The sequence below is a fragment of the Martinezella sp. CNPSo 3732 genome (genome assembly GCF_057784515.1).
Genome location: NZ_JBXSOO010000001.1, coordinates 914,810 through 932,112, shown reverse-complemented (window position 1 = coordinate 932,112; position 17,303 = coordinate 914,810). Strand labels below are relative to the sequence as shown.

Below are 17,303 nucleotides of genomic sequence, written 5' to 3'. Positions count from 1 at the left end.
CGCGTCTCGACGGCATGAACCCATTCGAAAGGAGCCGCTTCAACGCCGGGCGCGAATGGCACTTTTCGTCCGAGCCTAAGCAAACATCGGGATTGTTGGTCTTCGGTCGACGTTTTGTGGAGGTTTTATGGAGGAGAGCAGAGGAATGTTGACGCGCAGGCCCTGTCTGACGTTTCTATCCGGTAAAGGAGCCTTGGATGGAAAATGCACTGATATTGATCGTGGAAGACGAGCCGGAGATTTCCGATATTCTCGAACGCTATTTTGAGCGCGAGGGATTTCGCGTGCTGACGGCCTCGGATGGCGAGATCGGGCTTTCCCATCACCAGCGGCTGCGGCCCGATCTTGTGGTCCTCGATGTGAAACTGCCGAAACTCGACGGTCATACCGTGCTTGCCACCATCCGCCAAAGAGGCAATACGCCGGTTATCATGGTCACGGCGCTTGCCGACGACCTCGACAAGCTACATGGGCTGCGCTCCGGCGCCGACGACTATGTGGTCAAGCCGTTCAATCCTGTCGAGGTGGTCGCCCGGGCGCGGGCGGTTTTGCGACGGGCGACGGGAAGTGCTGCGAATAAGGTGCTGCGGGTCGGCCGGCTTGCGATCGATCCGATCGCCCACATGGCTGTCGTCGAGGACGGCGAAACCCGCATTTCGTTGAACCTGACGCGCACCGAATTCCGCATCCTCGAATATATGGCGGGGTTCCCGAACAGGGCCTTCGAACGTGGCGAGATCGTCGATGCCTGCCTTCCCGAAGGCGATGCGCTTGACCGCACCGTGGACAGCCACATGAGCAAACTTCGCCGCAAGCTCGATGCCGCCGGTGTCGGCGACCTCCTCAACGGTGTTCGGGGAGTAGGTTACCGCCTTGGCGATTTCGGTTAGCAACAGCCTTAACAGGCAGATCATCTGGTCGACGACGATCGTCGCTTTCGTCGCCCTGTCGGTGATGTTTTTTGGATTCCTGATCTACGGCTATGTCTACGAATGGCTGTTCAAGGACGCCGCTCCGCCGGATGATTGGGCCGTCAGCGATTTCGTCGTGCTCGGCATCAACGTGGCGATCGGCCAAGCCGTCGGCGCCTATGTCGGATGGCGGCTTGCTCGGCGTCTCGTCAAGCCTCTGACGGCCGTGACGGAGGCTGCCCGCCTCATTGCGGATGGAGACTTCGCGGGACGAGCGACCGGCGAGGGCAATTTCGGCGAAGCGGACCGTCTGATCAGTGATTTCAATCGGATGGCGGAGGAGTTGCAAAGAGCAGAAAAGGAGCTCCAATATTCGAATTCGGCCATCGCGCACGAATTGCGCACGCCGCTGACGATCCTGCGCGGGCGCATGCAGGGGTTGGCGGATGGGGTGTTCGAGCCGAGCCAGGAGGTATTCCGCGGATTGATCGGTCATATCGATGCGCTGACCCGCATCGTCGACGATCTGAAGACGCTTTCGCTAATGAATGCCGGGCGCATGGAGCTGCAGCAATCGCGTTTCGACGTTGGAGAAGAAGTCGCAGATATCATCGATTCGGTGAGGCCATCGCTTGCCAGCCTTAACATCCGGATTGAAACCGACTTGCAGAAGATGGCTGTCATCGCCGATCGGGCGCGCATCCGGCAGGCTGTGCTTGCGCTCATCGACAATGTCGCACGCTATGCTCCCGGCTCGACGCTGCGTGTAGCCTCTCAGGAGGCCGGCAACTTATGCGTCATCATGGTTTCGGATGACGGCCCCGGCATGACGGCTGCGGAAAGCGAACGGGCCTTCGAGCGGTTCTGGAGGGCCGACGATGCGAGAACGCGAAGAGGCGGTGGGTCAGGCCTCGGTCTTGCCGTTGTGAAGGCGATCGCCGAGGCGCATGGCGGCCATGCCACGATCGACAGCCGCAAGGGCGGCGGCACGACCGTCGTGCTGACTATCCCGCGCTGCTGAGATCGCGTGCAGGGCGGCAACGGCCAGTTCCAGGCGTGGCGGCATCCTCATGCGTTGAGAATTCGGCGCAACACCTCCATCAATTCGATTGTACCACGACGGATTTCGCCGACATCTTTTTCAGCGTCTATTCGGCCGGCATTATGAGCAGTGTAAAGCTCGACGAGAAGTTGCGCGTAGTCTTCGGATAGGCCCGCCCGCATGAGCGCGGCCTGCCACTCTGTCTCGGGAAGCGGCTGGGCAACGACATCGCGACCGGTCAGCAAACCAATGGCTGTCGCGACGTCGTTCGGCGTATAGCGCCGAGGGCCTTCGGCATGAATAATCCTTACGGCGGTGTCCTGCTTTTCCAGAAGCAGTTCGGCAGCAATCGAGCCCACGTCATAGGCGGAAATGGTCGGAAGAAGCTTGTTCAGCGGATGGTAGAAGCTCGGCAATCGGCCGTTCTCTGCCGCTACCTTTGCCAGACGCGCCCAGTTTTCCATGTGTTCGGCCGACCGCAGCAGGATAAGTTTTCTGGCCTCCAGCTGACGCAGCCGCGCTTCGAGGGCGTGGAAGATCAAGGTGACGCCGGTGCCGGAGCTATGCTGTGCGCCATAGTCGGAAATGGCGAGAATGGTTTGCGGTTTGGCAGCTGCCAGGGCCTCGCCAAGGCAATCGACCAGTCGTCTTATGCTGGAATTTGCCTGCGGGGCGCGAACATCGACCGGGCAGATTATCTGGATGGCGCTTGCCCCTTCGAATGCGGCCGTCAGCGCCCGATGGTCATGCACATCGGCAACGGCGATCTCGCAGTCGAGATCCGAAAAAGCCTGTGCTTTGGAACGGTCGCGCAGAATTGCGCGAACCGGAATGCCGGCCTTGCGTAGCGCGGCGATAGTCGTGCGGCCAACTTTGCCGGTGGCGCCCAGAATTGCGTACATTGCATCTTCTCCTGTCGATCTTGGAGCAGCCTAGTCACGAGTGCCCATCGGGTCGCGCGGGTTCGGACGGTCACTTGCAGGTTTGGACGACAATCGAAGTCATGCATGCATCCGGCTCAGCATGCCGGGGGTGACGCCGAGGATGCGCCGCATCCAGTGCGTCATGTGGCTCTGATGGGCAAACCCTGTCGCCAAAGCGATTTCGGCGAGCGGCATGTCGGTGGAGAGAATGAGCAATCTGGCGCGCTCGACCCGGCGCGTCAGCACATAGTGATGAACCGGCATGCCGAAAGTGGCGCGAAAGAGTGGCTTCAAATGCGATACGCTGAGACCGACCGTCGCGGCGAGATCGGTAAGAGACAGCGACTGATCGATATGGGCTTCGATAAAATCCACCAGGCACCGCTGATGGCGGTTTGTCAAAGTGGCGCCTGTCGCGGCTGTCCCGACCGAAGTCTGTTCGCTGCCTTCTACAAGACGGATCGCCAGCGCCAATCCCAACGCTTCGGCATATGTCCTGTCCGACGGAATGCGCGACTCGATTTCGGCCTTGATCGCCCAGGCGATCGATTCGAGCCGGGGATCCCGAAGCTGGAATTTCGGCGCCAGAGAAACGGCATCCGGATTTCTGCCAAGTGCTTCCGCGGCCGATCGAAGGAGTTCGTGCTGGATATTCAGGCGCAGAATGGTGCAGTCCCCGTCATCCTCCCACCAGCCATCCAACCCGGCAGGAACGATGTCGATATCGCCATGCGCCTGATGACGCCGGTGCTGACGGCCGTCGCACTCACAAAAAGCATTCACGGCCCGTCCGAAATGAATACCGAGCCGATGCGTCTGCGATCCAGGCACATGGGTGCGGCCAGCTTGAATACGAAGGAGGTTCGCCTCCAAGCCTTTCCAGCCACGATCTTTGCTGGAGAGAAGCGTCGTGGCGGCACTGTTGAACTGGTCCATGATTGCGCGCTTCTGCCAAATCTATCGCCCGGATTGGAGGCGACCTCGATCAGAGGATTATAGGGAGACCGGCGTCTCCGGTCGAGCCAATCTTCGGATCGGTGCCTATGCAGGCGGATCGGCGTCTACTCAAAGTCGTCGAGGTTGACGGGAAGGCCAGCTACCGATCTTCCCTGGTGTGCCATAGCCTCAAGATGTAGATCGCCGACTGTTGAATTTCGTAGCGTATCTCGTAGTGGCCGATGAGAAGCCGCCGGACCTCGCGTGGCTCGAATTCGAACAGCCTTTCTCCAATTCGCGGATTGGTCAGCAGAATGGTCGGCGCCTTGGTCAGAGACGGCACTGCGCGAACAGCCGCCGGCTTGTTAACCGCGGCCAGAAATTCATGCAGGCGAGTGAGGTCGGATAGCGCCTTGCTGGTCCATTTTGCTTCCATCAGCGGGGGGCCGGCAATGGATCGTCAGTGCTTAAACTATCGACCCATGCCTGCACGGCCTGATGGTCGATCACATTGCCATCGTCGACGTCGGAGAGAGCTTCGCGGGTCAGCCGCTCGCGCTCTTCCTCCTGGTCGAGCCACGCGGTCAGAGCCTGCTTCATGATCCAGCCGCGGGAACGCTCGAGCCTCTCGGCCATCAAGTCGAGTTTTTCGGCCAGCGAAAGCGGTACATGTGCAGTCAAGACTTTGGTCGCCGAGTTTGCCACACGATCATCCTTTCCGAGAGGTTCGATTTATTTCTAATCATAGTGATTAATTTTGAATCGATCAACGGCACGCAAGGGACACCGCATATAGCGGTGACCGGGCTTCCTTCATCGCGAGCCCCCGCCATCTCCAGATCTTGGAATGAACGGGCAAAGGACGCGGCCTACTTATGAACCCGCGTCCAACACTGCCAGTCGAACGTCACTTCCAGCTCGTATAGTCCGAGGCAGTGCAGCCGAAGGGCGCACGTTGATCACCGAAGCGCTTCTTCAACTGATCGCAGCCCCAGCGGTTGAGAGGCGCCGGCATCATATTGTTGAGGTCCATGGCGGGCGACGTGAACTGCGAGCCGGCGCTGGTCACATACCAGACCCAGTAGCCGAAAATCCCGGCGATGAAGAGAAGTATGACCAGGAAAACCCTGGCGAGCCGCGTCATGATGGACGGCCCTTTCTTCCCTTGAGCAACGAGTTCCGGCGACTGGCCGCCAAGTTCTGCCGTCAGCGGCGCGAGAATGCTTGCGCGTTCTTCCGCCGTCATGTCGATCCGCTCCAGTCGGCTATCCAAAAGCACCGGGAGAGCCGTATTTCCGTGCCAGACGGCGAGCGCCACGGCTTTGCCGTCCTTTGCACCGACGACCAGAGGTTCCTGTCCTGGCTGGAAGTTCGTATGGGCCGCTCGTCCGGTTTTTCTGCCGGCGATCTTGTCGGTATAGGTCACCGTCAGCCGCTTGCCTCGGCGCTGGAAGGCTGTGATTTCCACCGGGACCGGCTCAAGCTGTGCAGCCCTGTGCAGTTGCCCGCGGACACGCCAGACACGCAGGATCTGGAAAATCATCGCGATGCAGGCGCCGCCAAGAAGGGCAACGAAGACGCCAAGCGTTATGATCCGGTTCCAGAGCATATCCAACCCGAGGCTGAGGGTCGCCAAGTCCGGATGGTCGCCGGAGATGACGAGGTCCGTGTCATAGTCACCGGCGTGGATGTCGACGAACATGATCTCGACATCCTTGTCATAGGTCTGGCCATCGTAGGCGTAGTTGAGGCGCGCCTCGCAGGTTGTGAAGAAGCCCTTCCGGGTCGAGCATTTTCCATCGCGGATATCGCCGTTGACGAGCTTGACGGGATTTTGGCTGATCGTCCAATCCCTCAATATGCCCGGCGCTTCGGAAATAGCCATGAAAACGGTCAGGCCGATCAGGATCGGCAGCGAGAAATAGACGGCCTTCGGCATTGTAATAAGGCTCTGAGCAAGCTGCAGGGCTCTTTCGGGAAGTTTGATCGTCGGAAATGTCATTGTCTGCCCTGAAACTCCGAATGGTTGCGTAGACAGCCGCAAGGCGAGGAGCGAAGCATATGCTTCGCAAAATCCTAGGGGTATTTGGCGCCCACAGCTGCAGCGCGAGGAAATAGACACTCTACCCGTCAGCTCAATACCCGGTTGTAGGCCATTCGACGATTTCATGGTGATGCCCACAGCAAACCCGCATGGGTGTGACCTTTTTGTACCGCAACTTTGACCGGTGCAGACGAGCCCGTTTAAAGCGCGTCGCGATCTTTCAGATTTGCTTCTCGCGCTTGAGATTTTTGATCTCGGGCATGTCGTTGTGACGCCGAATGAACTGATCGAGCGGCTGCAGCGCTATCGCATTGAAGGAGGCTTTTGCCATCCCGAATCTCGATCGCGAGATCAAGTGGCGCTGCAAATATGCCCGGCAGAACGGTATTCACGTTTCCCCGACCTTCATGATCGACGGGCGGGTGCAGGCCGGCATGAGCAGCGGCGATGATGTTGAAGCCTGGATGAAGAAAATCTCCGCCTCGTGAAAGGTAGAGAGCAAGGCGCCGATGTCCCCACCTCGGCGCCCTGCCCCTTTTGGGTTGCCCTTAATCCTCTACGTTCGGCAGCAGGATCGTCAAAAGTCCGATCAGCGGCAGGAAGGCGCAAAGCTCGAAGACGAATTCGATGCTTGTATGGTCGGCAAGGACGCCGAGCGCTGCGGCTCCGATGCCGCCCATGCCGAAGGCGAAGCCAAAGAACAGGCCGGACACCATGCCGACGCGGCCGGGCAGCAATTCCTGCGCGTAGACGACGATCGCTGAGAAGGCGGAAGCGATGACCGTGCCGATGATTGCACTGAGGATGATCGTCGTTTCGAGATTGGCGTGAGGCAAGACGACAGTGAAGGGCAGGATGCCAAGGATGGAGGCCCAGATAACTTTCTTTCGGCCGATGCGGTCGCCCACGGGGCCGCCGACCATCGTGCCGACGGCGACGGCGGCGAAGAACACGAACTGGCAGAGCTGAGCCGTTCGTTCCGTCACGCCGAACCGGGCCATGAGATAGAAATTGTAGTAGCTGGTGAAGCTTGCCAGATAGAAATACTTCGAGAAGATCAGCGCGATCAGGACGGCAATGGCAAGACCGACGCGGGCGCGCGATAGGCTCCGCGCCTTATGGGGCTTGCCGGATTTTGCCGGCGCGCGCAGGTGGCTGCCATTCAGCTGATACCAGCGGCCGAGGCCACCGAGAATAAGAATGCCGGCAAAAGCCAGGCTCGCAAGCGCCGCCATTCCATGCTGGCCATGCGGAAGGATGAAGAAGGCTGCGAGCAGCGGGCCGAGCGAGGTGCCGAAATTGCCGCCGACCTGGAACAGGGACTGGGCGAAGCCGTGCTTTCCGCCTGATGCCAGGCGGGCGATGCGGGATGCTTCCGGATGGAAGATCGAGGAGCCGAAGCCGAGCAGTATCGCGCCCATCAGTAGCGTCGGATAATTGGGCGCCATGCCGAGCGTGATCATGCCGGCGCAGCTGCAGACCATGCCGAACGGCAATGAATAGGGCTGTGGCCGTCCGTCCGTGTACCAGCCGACGAAGGGTTGCAGGATCGAGGCCGTGATCTGGTAGACGAATGTCAGCACGCCGAGCTGGGCGAAGCTCAAGTCAAAGCCGGTCTTGAGCACCGGATAGCTTGCCGGCAGCAATGCCTGAGTGACGTCGTTGATGAAATGGCCGAGGCTCGCCACCATAATGACCGGATATATCGTCGTAGCCGCCCGGGGCGGATTCATCACCTGGCTCATGACCGTCACTTTTCAATGTTCTGCAGCGCTGGTATTAGAAAACAAAATTGCCCGCTACCGCGACAGGGCGTAGTTCTTACGAGACTGGGCCAGAATGGTCAGGAACAGCCGCATAGATCCGTTCATCGACGTCGACCGTCCCCTCATTGCCCTCGGCAATGAATATGGCGACGGCCACCGCGTCGAACCGCATCAGCATCGCCGTGCCCAACTGCTCTACGGTTTCTCCGGCGTAGTGGTCGTGACCACGCCTGACGGCACGCTCGTCATGCCGCCGGAGCGTGGGATGTGGATCCCTCCGGGCGTGATCCATAGCGTGCGCATGCTCGGCAAGGTCAGCATGCGCAGTCTCTACATTGAGCCGGAAGCGATCAAGACAATGCCGGATCACTGTCAGGTGGTCGAAATCTCGCCCCTGCTGCGCACGCTCATCGCCGAAGCCGTCGACATTCCGGTCGATTACGACGTCAATGATCGGGCCGGCGCCTTGATGGCATTGCTTCTGCACGAACTGGCAAGGTTGAGGCCGCTGCCATTGTCCCTGCCGATCCCGCGCAACAGGACGCTGGCTCAGAAGTGCCAGGATTTCCTCAGGCAGCCGGCAACGCATGACACGATCGATCTGTGGGCCAGCCACATGCGCATGAGCCGTCGCGCATTTACCCGCATGTTTCGCCTGGAGACGGGGCTGAGTTTCGTCAAATGGCGCGAGCAGGCCTGCCTGCATGCCGCGCTTCCGCGGCTTGTTGCCGGCGTGCCGGTGACGACGATCGCGATCGACCTTGGCTACAAGAACCCGGCCGCCTTTACGACCATGTTCAAGCGCGCCTTCGGTTATTCGCCACGCGAAATGGCGCGCCAGCACGCGGGAAGCGATTCCGCCGTTGCAAGCGCCCAGCCATGAACGTCATGTCGCGTCGAGATAGGGCTTCAATGGCATGTCGTCGTGCCTGGGCACCGTCTGCCGTTCGATCATGTGGTGGATGACGGGCGGGCGGTCGCCGCGATGCAATCTGTCCAGGCGTTCGGCGACTTCGACATCGGCATGCGTCTGGCGCTGGCTGTGGCGAACATAATCGATCCAGGTCGGCAGATGGTAGCTTTCCGTCCAGGTGTTCGGCCTTTCCAGATCGCGTAACAGCGACCATTGCTTTGCCCCGTCGCGGATTCTCATCCGGCGACGCTGGGCCATGACGGCTAGAAATTCCGCCACATCCTCCTGATCGATGTCGTAGTCCACCATAACCAGGATGGGGCCGCTTCTGGAACGCAGGTCGAGCTGCAGTTGTGGCTCGCTGAAGGTGTTCGTCGGATCGAGATTGAGGGATTCGAAATCCGGCTGGCGCAGCAGCAGTCCAAGCAGGCCGCCTATTGCCAGGCCGACGCTTGCGATGAAAAGCGCGCCCGTGACGCCGTGAGCGTCCGCCAGTTCGCCCCAGAGCCAGCTTCCGACCGCCATGCCGCCAAAGGTGGCGGTCTGATAGAGCGACAGAGCGCGGCCGACGACCCAGCGCGGCGTGGAAAGCTGAACCGTGACATTGAAGAGCGAGAAGGCCTGCACCCAGGCGACGCCGGCCGGCATAAGAATAAGACAGCTCAGCCATACCTGGTTGCTTAGCGCAAGCAACAAGCAGCTCACCGCCAATGTGAAGAAGGCACCGCGGATCACCCATTCATTGCTCAGGATATCGCGGATGCGGCCGATCAGCATCGCGCCGCAGATGGCGCCGAAGCCGAAGAAGCCGAGCATGATGCCGTAAGTGATCGCCGTGCCGTGGACATGATCGCGCGCAACGAGAGGCAGGAGCGCCAGGATAACGATCGCCGTCAAGCCGAAGACGAAGCTGCGGCACATGACCTTGAGAAGGTTCGGCGACATCAGCACATAGCGAAAGCCTGCCGACATGGCACTGCCGAACGGCTCGCGCGGCAGCGTATTGCGGGCGGGCGCGGTCTTCCAGCGCCATAGGGTGATGATGAGGGCGAAGTAACAGAAGACATTGAAGAGGAACGCAAAGGCGGCGCCGGCCGCCGCGACGATGACGCCGCCAATGGCAGGCCCGATGCTGCGCATCAGGTTGTAGCTCATACTGTTCAGCGCGACCGCACCCGGCAGGTGCTCGCGTGGCACGACATCGCCCATCGACGCCTGCCACGACGGATTGTGAAGCGCGCCGCCGCAGCCGATCAGGAAGGTGAAGCAGAGCAAGAGCCATGGGGTCAGCGCATTGCTGTAGGACAGGATCGCCAGCGTCGCCGAGACTGAGAGCATCAGCGTCTGCGCAATCAGCATGATCCGCCTGCGGTCGTAATTGTCAGCCAGCGCTCCGGCCGCAAGCGAGAAGATCATGACGGGCAGGGTGGTGGAGGACTGAACGAGCGCCACCATGCCATGTGATGTCGCAAGGCTGGTCATCAGCCACGCGGCACCGACGCCTTCGACCAATCCGCCGAGATTGGAAATGAGCGTTGCCGACCAGAGAGAGCGGAAAGTCTTCGACTGGAACGCGACGAGCGGAGAGGGTCTATTGGGCATGTCGGCTTTTCTTCGCAGGATTATCTCGATCGGCGATGCAGCGAGCTCGCTCAAAGCGTGTGCGCAGCCGAGTCGAAATCGAGCCTATAGTGATTTGCTAACTTTCGAAACGATTTTGGAATAATATTCTCGCCAATAAAGGCGGAATTCAGCAGTTGCATGAGGGAAACCTCGGACTGCAAAAGCTGCAAAGCACGATTTTCACTCGAGCAACGCGCCAATTCGATCGGGGTCGGGAGAAACGAAGATGATCGTGGCCTTCCCGGAAACATCCTTGGCAGAAATAAATCCGTTTTCGCCGAACTGATCTGGAAAACGGCTGTCGACAGAATTGTGCCTGTTGTCGCCCAGCACGAAATAATGACCAACGCGTACTTCGAATGGACCTGCTTCGTCCTGGCCGGCGACGGCTTGATCCGTCATCGTGCGATCCGTCGGTGCCGCCGGCCCTGCCAAACTTGCAATCGATCGATGCTGCACGATCAACACAAAGGAATTGCTGCTACCCGCCTTCCAATCCAATTGGGTAGCTCACCTAAATCTACGGTAGATGCTAATATTCTAATTACCGGTCTGAATGCCACCCTCGGGCCGGACAGTGCAGCGTCCGACGACTGCCCCCATCCTTTGTCGTCGGACGCACCCTTCAGTATTGGCATCAGCTTTGAACGGCAGGTCGCTTTCCGTTAGGACGTGTCACTCACCCATCAGGTCAATGCCGCGCAGTCGGGGATGGGCTAATATTGCCCGTCCGCAGAATCAGCATCCGCAGCCTTCTCCGAACTTTTGTCCCTGCCAGGCTTGGGGCTTCGACCGTTTGAGGCTCCGCTGGTATCGCTGTTCTTCCGGCCGATCATGGCGCGGAATTCGGCTTCCGGGACAGGCGGGCTGAAGTAATAGCCCTGACTCTCCGAGCAACCGGCCTTGATGACCATGTCGAGCTGGGTCTGCGTCTCGACGCCTTCCGCCGTGGTCAGCATCTGGAGATTGCGACCGAGCGTAGCGATGGACTGGACGATGGCAAAGCTGTCGGGCCGGTTTTCCAGGTCGCGCACGAAACTGCGATCGATTTTCAACTTATCGAAGGGGAAGCGCTGCAGATAGTTCAGCGAAGAATAGCCGGTGCCGAAATCGTCAAGCGCGACGGTCAAGCCAAGCGAACGCAACCGGTTCAGGACCTCGATGTTCGCGGCATTGTCCCGCAAGAGTACCGACTCGGTGATTTCCAGTTCCAGCCGCCGCGCATCGAATTCGGTAAATTCCAGCACGTTCTTGACCATATCGACCAGATCCGCCTGACGGAACTGAACCGGAGAGAGGTTGACTGAGACGCGCACGTCCTCGGGCCAGTTAAGGGCATCTTCGCATGCCTGTTGCAGCACCCATTTGCCGAGCGTGTCGATGAAGCCGGTTTCCTCTGCCAGCGGGATGAATTCGGCTGGCGGGATCAGCCCGCGCTCTGGATGGCGCCAGCGCACCAGTGCCTCGCTGGCAACGATCTTGCGGGTCTTGTGCGAAATCTGCGGTTGATAGTGAACCTCGAATTGCCCAAGCTTGATGCCGTGACGCATATCCGCCTCCAGAATGCGCCGGTTCTGGAGATCTTCTTCCATCTGCGGGGAGAAGATGCGGTAGACTCCCTTACCGTCGGCCTTGGCCTGGTATAGTGCCAAGTCGGCATTCTTCATCAGCTGGCCGGTATCACCGCCAGCGCGCGGTGCGACTGCGATGCCGATGCAGGTGCTGACAACGATCTCATTGCCATCGATGCGGTAAGGCCGGCTGATGCTGGCAATGAGGCGCTCCGACAGATCGCGGGCACTGTCGAGTGTGGAATCCAGACACCGGTGCAGCACGGCAAATTCATCGCCGCCCAATCGCGCCACGATGTCATGTTGTGATGCGGTGTTGCGTAGCCGCCTGGCGACCTTGCGCAGCAACACGTCGCCGACAGGGTGGCCCAGCGTGTCGTTGACTTCCTTGAAGCGATCGAGATCGAGATAGAGTATGGTGAATAATTGGCCGCCGGCCGCCAATCCGCGCAATGCGTGACCGACGCTTTCCCAGAATAGCAATCGATTGGGCATGTCGGTCAGCGCGTCGTGATGAGCCATATGCACCACACGATCCTGCGCGCGATGACGCTCGCTGACATCCTCGAAAGTGCAAACCCAGCCGCCTTCACCCGTAGGCTCGTGTGATACGGCCAGCACCATGCCGTTCGCGAGATGATGGATATGGTCGCTGAGCACGGCGATGTCGTTCCGGACACGAGCCTTATCGCCGACAATGCCGCGCGGCCCGGTGGTTGACAATCCAGGAGGCAGCAATTCGGGCGCGATGAGATCAGCCAAGGGAGTGCCTATCCGAGCCCGGACTTCGTCCAGACCGAACAGCGCCAGGAAACGGGGATTATGAACGATGACGCGATATTGGTCGTCGAGCAGGCAGAGACCGAGCGACATGGCCTCCATTGCCGCATCGAACCGGGCATTCTGGATCGCCAGGGTTTGCTCCTTGGCCTGCAGGATCTTCTGCGCCCGGCCCAGAAGGCCATTGTGAATGAGCAGCAGCAGAATCAGCAGGCAACCGCCGATGAGCATGCCGACGGTGACCCAGGTCAGGGCCAATTGCAGCCCGAGGAGACCGCGCCGATCTTCGGCAATGCGCGCCGAGTACCACATGTTGCTGTCGCTGGAGAGCCGCGCCAGCTTCGGATAGATCGGCTCCAGGATCGCCAGGATCCGCGCCGGCGTACCGGGCACTGAAAGCTGGCTAAGCAGTGGCCGGGTCTGGTTGAGCGCCTCTTCGAGGTCGTCGAGGGTCTCGCCGATATGCGGGTTGGATTGTACGAACTTCTCGACCCCGTTCGACCGAAGGGTCTTGAGGCGATTGACGACGATATCGAAGCGCAGCCTGACTTCGTGGGCATCGACCTGGCCATCGTTCATGCCGATGGCACTGACGCGCTGTTCGAGCCTGGTGAACTCACTCGGAGCTTGGGCTATCGTCCAGGTGATATTGCCCAAGCCGACATCTTGTAGTGCGGTCTGGCGCTGGAAGACCAAGGCGGAAATATAGATCGCCGAGGTGATGAAACCCAGGATCACAATGATCAGCGCTGTGCGGAGGTAGCGCATGCGGTCCGGGGCTATTTCACGGAGATTGCCTTGACCTGCCAGACAGCACGACCGTGATAGGGCTGTCCCTGCAGGATGGGGTTGCTGTCGAATGGATACATCACAAAGAACGGGCCCTGATCGTCGATAGGCATGTATGCCCCATTGCGCTTGACGGCGAGGATCGTGCCGAACTTGGTGAAATCGCTGGTCGGGATATCGACGCTATAATCATTGAGGGCAATGACCGTGGCCGTCGCACCTTGGGCCTTGGCCTTTTCAAGCAACAGCGCCATCGGCACGCCTTCGAAGTTGACGACACCGGCATTCCAGGGCGTCGAAGTCTTGATCGACACGAGGCCCATCGCCTCAAGCTGATTGCGATCGAACGTCACCGAGCCCGAGGAACCGGTAATCGTCACTGACGGCACGTCCTGCGCCAGGGCGGGCGCGACGAACGCAGCAAGGACTGCAAAAATAATTGAGGCAAGAAGACGCATTGAGGGTCCGATGCTTTCGGGGTATGGGCCTTGCCCGTTCTATCTCCAGCCTGCACAACTGGCTGTTAAAGATCGGTTAAGTTCCACAGGGCAATGGAAACAAACTTAACAGCTCAATATTGGGCGTAGCATTTATCGGAACTTACTGATCTATTTCCAGGTCGGTAAGCTCCGGCTTGCGTGCCGCTGATCTGCACTTTTGCTATGAAGTCGACGAGTGCCGATATGGATTTTCCCGGCAGCTTCGGCAGTTGTAAGGATACTGCGATTTCACCCCCCTATTCATCATACCGAAGACACGCGATGACCAGATCAAAAAATTGACTGGCGCAACAGCGCTTTCTCCTTGCTACTCCTCGATAGTGAGCAAGTGCAACAAATTCATGATAGTTTCGATCCCCTGCTTGCCCGCAACGGTTGGCCTTGCCGGCAAGAAAAATAGTCAGCTTTTTGATGAACTCATACGCTTTCCAACTGCGCCGCTCAATACAGAATGCGTCACGCCATCGGCTGCGTATTCTCCCACTCGCTCGATCGGCAGGCGGAGATGATCCTATTGCAGCAGGATGGCGCGGAAGTCGTTGACATTCGTGCCGGTCGGACCGCTGATAAAGAGGTCGTCGAGAGCGGCGAAGGCCGACCAGCTGTCGTTGTGTTCAAGGAATTTAGCCGCATTCTTGTTTCGATCCGCAAGCCGTGAAACGGTGGTGCCGTCGGCAAAGGCGCCGGCATTGTCCTCGGAACCGTCGATGCCGTCCGTGTCGGCGGCGAGCGCTGAAATGCCCTCCTGGCCGGAAATGGCGCAGGCGAAGGACAGGAGGAACTCGCTGTTGCGGCCGCCTTTGCCCTTGCCCTTGATCGTTACCGTAGTTTCCCCGCCAGACAGAAGAAGCATGGGGTCTTGCGACGCCAGACCCCGCTGCAGGATCTTGGCTACGATCGCCGCATGCTGGCGACCGACCTCCGATGCTTCGCCCTCGATGGCATCGGACAGCACGATGGTCTCGACGCCGGCCTTGCGGGCGACATCGGCAGCGGCATCCAGTGCGATGGCCGCCGAAGCAACGAGCTTCACCTCGTTGCCGGCGAAACGAGAGTCCGAGGGTAGGGGCGGTTCGTCCCTGTCATCTTCGAGATGACGCATCACCGCGTCAGGCAAATCGAGACCATAATGTTCTATGATCGCAAGTGCATTGGCGCGGGTCGCCTCGTCGGCAATGGTCGGACCGGAGGCGACCAGCGCGGGGTTGTCGCCGGGAATATCGGAAACGACGAGGGAGACGACCTTTGCCGGATGGGCCAGGGCCGCCAGCCGCCCTCCCTTGATGCGCGAGATCTGTTTGCGCACGGCATTCATAGCATCGATCGGCGCGCCGGAGGCAAGCAAGGCCCGGTTGACGGCGATCTCATCGGCAAGCGTGAGATCGCCGGCCGGCGCCGGCAGCAATGCCGAGCCGCCGCCACAGATGAGGGCGACGACCAGATCGTCTTCCGTGAGGCCGCTTACCGTCGCCATCAACCGCGCCGCTGCGAGCAGTCCGCTTTCATCCGGTACGGGATGAGCGGCCTCGAGAACCTCGATGCGCTCACATGGCGCGGTATAGCCGTAGCGCGTGACGACAACGCCGGAAAGCGGAGCGCGCCAGAGACGCTCGAAGGCACGCGCCATCTGTGCCGCCCCCTTGCCGGCACCGATCACCACCGTCCGACCCTTCGGCTTTTCCGGCAAATGAGCGGCCAGCGCCTTGTCCGGATCGGCGGCAGCGACCGCCGTATAGAACAGCTTTTTCAGAAAGGCGCGGGGATCGGCGATATCAGACATCGGGTCTCTCACATCTTACGCGACGGGATGGTTCGCCATGCGCTCCAGCGCCTTGACGAGACCGGAATGATCGAGCCCGCTGTCGCCATTGGCGGCGCATTGGTTGAAAAGCTCCTGCGTTGCCGCTGTGTTCGGCAGCGACACGCCAAGCACCTTGGCACCCTGGAGCGCAAGGTTCAGATCCTTCTGATGCAGCGAGATGCGGAATCCCGGTTCGAAGGTGCGCTTGATCATCCGTTCGCCATGCACTTCGAGGATGCGCGAGGAGGCAAAGCCGCCCATCAGGGCCGAGCGCACGCGCGCCGGATCGGCACCGGCCTTGGAAGCGAAGACAAGTGCCTCGGACACGGCCTCGATCGTCAATGCGACGATGATCTGGTTGGCGACCTTGGTGACCTGGCCGTCGCCGCAATCGCCAACGAGCGTGATATTCTTGCCCATCAGCTGAAAGAGCGGCAGCGCTCGCTCGAAGCTGGCGTCAGAACCGCCGGCCATGATGGAGAGCGAGGCGTTCTTGGCGCCGACCTCGCCGCCGGAGACAGGTGCGTCGATATACTCCGCACCGGTCTCGCGAACTCTCCTGGCGAATTCCTTGGTCTCGATCGGTGAGATCGAGCTCATGTCGATGACGAGCTTGCCTCTCGTGAGGCCATAGGCAACGCCATTCTCGCCGAAGAGTACATCCTTGACCTCGGGGGTATCCGGCAGCATCAGGATGATGATGTCGACGGTTTCGGCCAGCGCCTTCGGTGTTTCGACGAATTGCAGGCCGTTGTCGAGCAGCTCCTGGCGCGGTGGTATCGAAAACTTTGATGTGACGACGATGTGGCCGGCATTTTGCAGGTGGCGCGCCATGGGGGTTCCCATGATGCCGAGGCCGATAAATCCGATATGTGCCATGGTTGTTAGCTCCTGATATTGAGAATGGCGGCGCTTTCGGCGTGGCGGCCGGCTGCGGCAAACCAGCCGAGCCCGGCCGCCGTCGTGGTGCGCGGCTTGTATTCACAGCCGATCCAGCCGTCGTAGCCGAGCGCATCGAGCGTTTCGAACACAAAGGGGTAGGCGATCTCGCCGGTGCCCGGCTCGTTTCGGCCGGGATTGTCGGCCAGCTGCACGTGGGCAATCTGCGCTTGATGCTTCTTGAACGTGCCGATCAGCTCGCCTTCGGTGCGCTGCTGGTGATAGAGGTCGTACTGAATGAACAGGTTGCCGCTGCCGACCTCGGCGATGATCGAGGCCGCCTGATCCGGCGTGTTGAGATAAAATCCCGGAATATCGAACCTGTTGATCGGCTCGATCAGAAGCCGGATTCCGTGCTTGCCTAATTCGGCAGCCGCGTATTTGAGATTGGCGACGAAAGTGGTCCGCAGCACTTCATCGGGCACGCCCGCCGGCGCGATGCCTGAGAGGCAGTTGACCTGGCGGCAGCCGAGCGTCATCGCATAGTCGATCGCCGAGGCAACGCCGCGGCGGAATTCGTCGATGCGATCCGGCAGGACCGCGATGCCGCGCTCGCCGCCGGCCCAATTGCCGGCGGGCAGATTGTGCAGCACCTGGGTCAGGCCGTGACGATCGAGCTCGGTGCGCAGGGCTTCCTTGGCAAAATCGTAAGGAAACAGATATTCGACGCCTTCGAAACCGGCTTTGGCGGCCAGCGCGAAGCGATCCAGAAACGGCGCCTCGGTGAAAAGCATGGTGAGATTGGCCGCAAACTTCGGCATGTTA

At 59.9% G+C, this 17,303-nt stretch carries 16 protein-coding genes and 1 pseudogene; 4 read left to right on the top strand and 13 right to left on the bottom strand.

The features are described from left to right. Window positions 1-197 precede the first annotated feature (197 nt). Complete coding sequence (locus AC13RM_RS04220; RefSeq protein WP_488554620.1) at window positions 198-890, top strand: response regulator; 693 nt, start codon at window positions 198-200, stop codon at window positions 888-890. Continuing rightward, window positions 874-1,932: an ATP-binding protein gene (locus AC13RM_RS04215; RefSeq protein ID WP_488554619.1), complete on the top strand. Its 1,059-nt coding sequence runs from the start codon at window positions 874-876 to the stop codon at window positions 1,930-1,932. Before AC13RM_RS04220 ends, AC13RM_RS04215 begins: the two co-directional genes overlap by 17 nt. A 47-nt stretch (window positions 1,933-1,979) precedes the next feature. Here the strand turns inward: AC13RM_RS04215 and AC13RM_RS04210 are convergent, their stop codons facing one another. From AC13RM_RS04210 to AC13RM_RS04190, 5 genes are all read right to left on the bottom strand, one after another. Then, entirely contained in the window at window positions 1,980-2,855 is an 876-nt protein-coding gene (locus AC13RM_RS04210; protein WP_488554618.1) for an NmrA family NAD(P)-binding protein, read from the bottom strand. Window positions 2,856-2,954: 99 nt separating this feature from the next. Then, window positions 2,955-3,812 carry a helix-turn-helix domain-containing protein gene (locus tag AC13RM_RS04205; protein WP_488554617.1) on the bottom strand — a complete coding sequence of 286 codons (858 nt, stop codon included), beginning with the start codon at window positions 3,810-3,812 and terminating at the stop codon, window positions 2,955-2,957. 160 nt (window positions 3,813-3,972) lie between these two features. Further along, window positions 3,973-4,248, bottom strand: a complete 276-nt coding sequence (locus tag AC13RM_RS04200; RefSeq protein WP_167078247.1) for a type II toxin-antitoxin system RelE/ParE family toxin — start codon at window positions 4,246-4,248, stop codon at window positions 3,973-3,975. Next, the gene (locus AC13RM_RS04195; protein WP_113346116.1) at window positions 4,248-4,517 is read right to left on the bottom strand and encodes a ribbon-helix-helix protein, CopG family; all 270 of its coding nucleotides are present in this window, start codon (window positions 4,515-4,517) and stop codon (window positions 4,248-4,250) included. Before AC13RM_RS04195 ends, AC13RM_RS04200 begins: the two co-directional genes overlap by 1 nt. A gap of 202 nt (window positions 4,518-4,719) precedes the next feature. Next, entirely contained in the window at window positions 4,720-5,814 is a 1,095-nt protein-coding gene (locus tag AC13RM_RS04190) for a hypothetical protein (RefSeq protein ID WP_488554616.1), read from the bottom strand. Window positions 5,815-6,124: 310 nt separating this feature from the next. On the opposite strand from AC13RM_RS04190, the pseudogene AC13RM_RS04185 reads away from it, so the two are divergent. After that, window positions 6,125-6,344 (top strand): annotated as a pseudogene (locus AC13RM_RS04185) (DsbA family protein); the annotation flags it as partial. A gap of 60 nt (window positions 6,345-6,404) precedes the next feature. Here AC13RM_RS04185 and AC13RM_RS04180 read toward each other — a convergent pair. Further along, window positions 6,405-7,601 carry an MFS transporter gene (locus AC13RM_RS04180; RefSeq protein WP_488554615.1) on the bottom strand — a complete coding sequence of 399 codons (1,197 nt, stop codon included), beginning with the start codon at window positions 7,599-7,601 and terminating at the stop codon, window positions 6,405-6,407. A gap of 94 nt (window positions 7,602-7,695) precedes the next feature. Between AC13RM_RS04180 and AC13RM_RS04175 the strand changes: the two genes are divergently transcribed. Further along, window positions 7,696-8,505, top strand: coding sequence for an AraC family transcriptional regulator (locus AC13RM_RS04175; RefSeq protein WP_488554614.1), 810 nt, complete (start codon window positions 7,696-7,698; stop codon window positions 8,503-8,505). A 3-nt stretch (window positions 8,506-8,508) separates the two neighbouring features. On the opposite strand, the gene AC13RM_RS04170 is transcribed toward AC13RM_RS04175, so the two are convergent. The 7 genes from AC13RM_RS04170 to hyi all read right to left on the bottom strand — a co-directional run bounded on the left by AC13RM_RS04170 (window position 8,509) and on the right by hyi (window position 17,299). After that, window positions 8,509-10,137 carry an MFS transporter gene (locus AC13RM_RS04170; protein WP_488554613.1) on the bottom strand — a complete coding sequence of 543 codons (1,629 nt, stop codon included), beginning with the start codon at window positions 10,135-10,137 and terminating at the stop codon, window positions 8,509-8,511. A 201-nt stretch (window positions 10,138-10,338) separates the two neighbouring features. Then, on the bottom strand, window positions 10,339-10,560 hold the full coding sequence (locus AC13RM_RS04165) for a S26 family signal peptidase (protein WP_488554612.1): 222 nt from the start codon (window positions 10,558-10,560) through the stop codon (window positions 10,339-10,341). A gap of 314 nt (window positions 10,561-10,874) precedes the next feature. After that, a complete protein-coding gene (locus tag AC13RM_RS04160) occupies window positions 10,875-13,277 on the bottom strand; it encodes a putative bifunctional diguanylate cyclase/phosphodiesterase (RefSeq protein WP_488554611.1) in 2,403 nt (800 codons plus the stop codon). Between the two features lie 11 nt (window positions 13,278-13,288). Further along, complete coding sequence (locus tag AC13RM_RS04155; protein WP_285170877.1) at window positions 13,289-13,756, bottom strand: putative pterin-binding protein; 468 nt, start codon at window positions 13,754-13,756, stop codon at window positions 13,289-13,291. 553 nt (window positions 13,757-14,309) lie between these two features. Further along, window positions 14,310-15,578: a glycerate kinase type-2 family protein gene (locus AC13RM_RS04150; RefSeq protein WP_440479234.1), complete on the bottom strand. Its 1,269-nt coding sequence runs from the start codon at window positions 15,576-15,578 to the stop codon at window positions 14,310-14,312. A 15-nt stretch (window positions 15,579-15,593) separates the two neighbouring features. Continuing rightward, window positions 15,594-16,478, bottom strand: a complete 885-nt coding sequence (gene glxR, locus AC13RM_RS04145; protein WP_440479235.1) for a 2-hydroxy-3-oxopropionate reductase — start codon at window positions 16,476-16,478, stop codon at window positions 15,594-15,596. 5 nt (window positions 16,479-16,483) lie between these two features. After that, window positions 16,484-17,299, bottom strand: a complete 816-nt coding sequence (gene hyi / locus AC13RM_RS04140; RefSeq protein WP_488554610.1) for a hydroxypyruvate isomerase — start codon at window positions 17,297-17,299, stop codon at window positions 16,484-16,486. Window positions 17,300-17,303 lie beyond the last annotated feature (4 nt).

Bases quoted from the DNA above. Each gene is read 5' to 3' on its own strand.
- AC13RM_RS04220 (WP_488554620.1), top strand. From the start codon at position 198: ATGGAAAATGCACTGATATTGATCGTGGAAGACGAGCCGGAGATTTCC.
- AC13RM_RS04210 (WP_488554618.1), bottom strand. From the start codon at position 2,855: ATGTACGCAATTCTGGGCGCCACCGGCAAAGTTGGCCGCACGACTATC.
- AC13RM_RS04205 (WP_488554617.1), bottom strand. From the start codon at position 3,812: ATGGACCAGTTCAACAGTGCCGCCACGACGCTTCTCTCCAGCAAAGAT.
- AC13RM_RS04200 (WP_167078247.1), bottom strand. From the start codon at position 4,248: ATGGAAGCAAAATGGACCAGCAAGGCGCTATCCGACCTCACTCGCCTG.
- AC13RM_RS04190 (WP_488554616.1), bottom strand. From the start codon at position 5,814: ATGACATTTCCGACGATCAAACTTCCCGAAAGAGCCCTGCAGCTTGCT.
- AC13RM_RS04180 (WP_488554615.1), bottom strand. From the start codon at position 7,601: ATGAGCCAGGTGATGAATCCGCCCCGGGCGGCTACGACGATATATCCG.
- AC13RM_RS04175 (WP_488554614.1), top strand. From the start codon at position 7,696: ATGGTCAGGAACAGCCGCATAGATCCGTTCATCGACGTCGACCGTCCC.
- AC13RM_RS04170 (WP_488554613.1), bottom strand. From the start codon at position 10,137: ATGCCCAATAGACCCTCTCCGCTCGTCGCGTTCCAGTCGAAGACTTTC.
- AC13RM_RS04165 (WP_488554612.1), bottom strand. From the start codon at position 10,560: ATGACGGATCAAGCCGTCGCCGGCCAGGACGAAGCAGGTCCATTCGAA.
- AC13RM_RS04160 (WP_488554611.1), bottom strand. From the start codon at position 13,277: ATGCGCTACCTCCGCACAGCGCTGATCATTGTGATCCTGGGTTTCATC.
- AC13RM_RS04155 (WP_285170877.1), bottom strand. From the start codon at position 13,756: ATGCGTCTTCTTGCCTCAATTATTTTTGCAGTCCTTGCTGCGTTCGTC.
- AC13RM_RS04150 (WP_440479234.1), bottom strand. From the start codon at position 15,578: ATGTCTGATATCGCCGATCCCCGCGCCTTTCTGAAAAAGCTGTTCTAT.
- glxR (WP_440479235.1), bottom strand. From the start codon at position 16,478: ATGGCACATATCGGATTTATCGGCCTCGGCATCATGGGAACCCCCATG.
- hyi (WP_488554610.1), bottom strand. From the start codon at position 17,299: ATGCCGAAGTTTGCGGCCAATCTCACCATGCTTTTCACCGAGGCGCCG.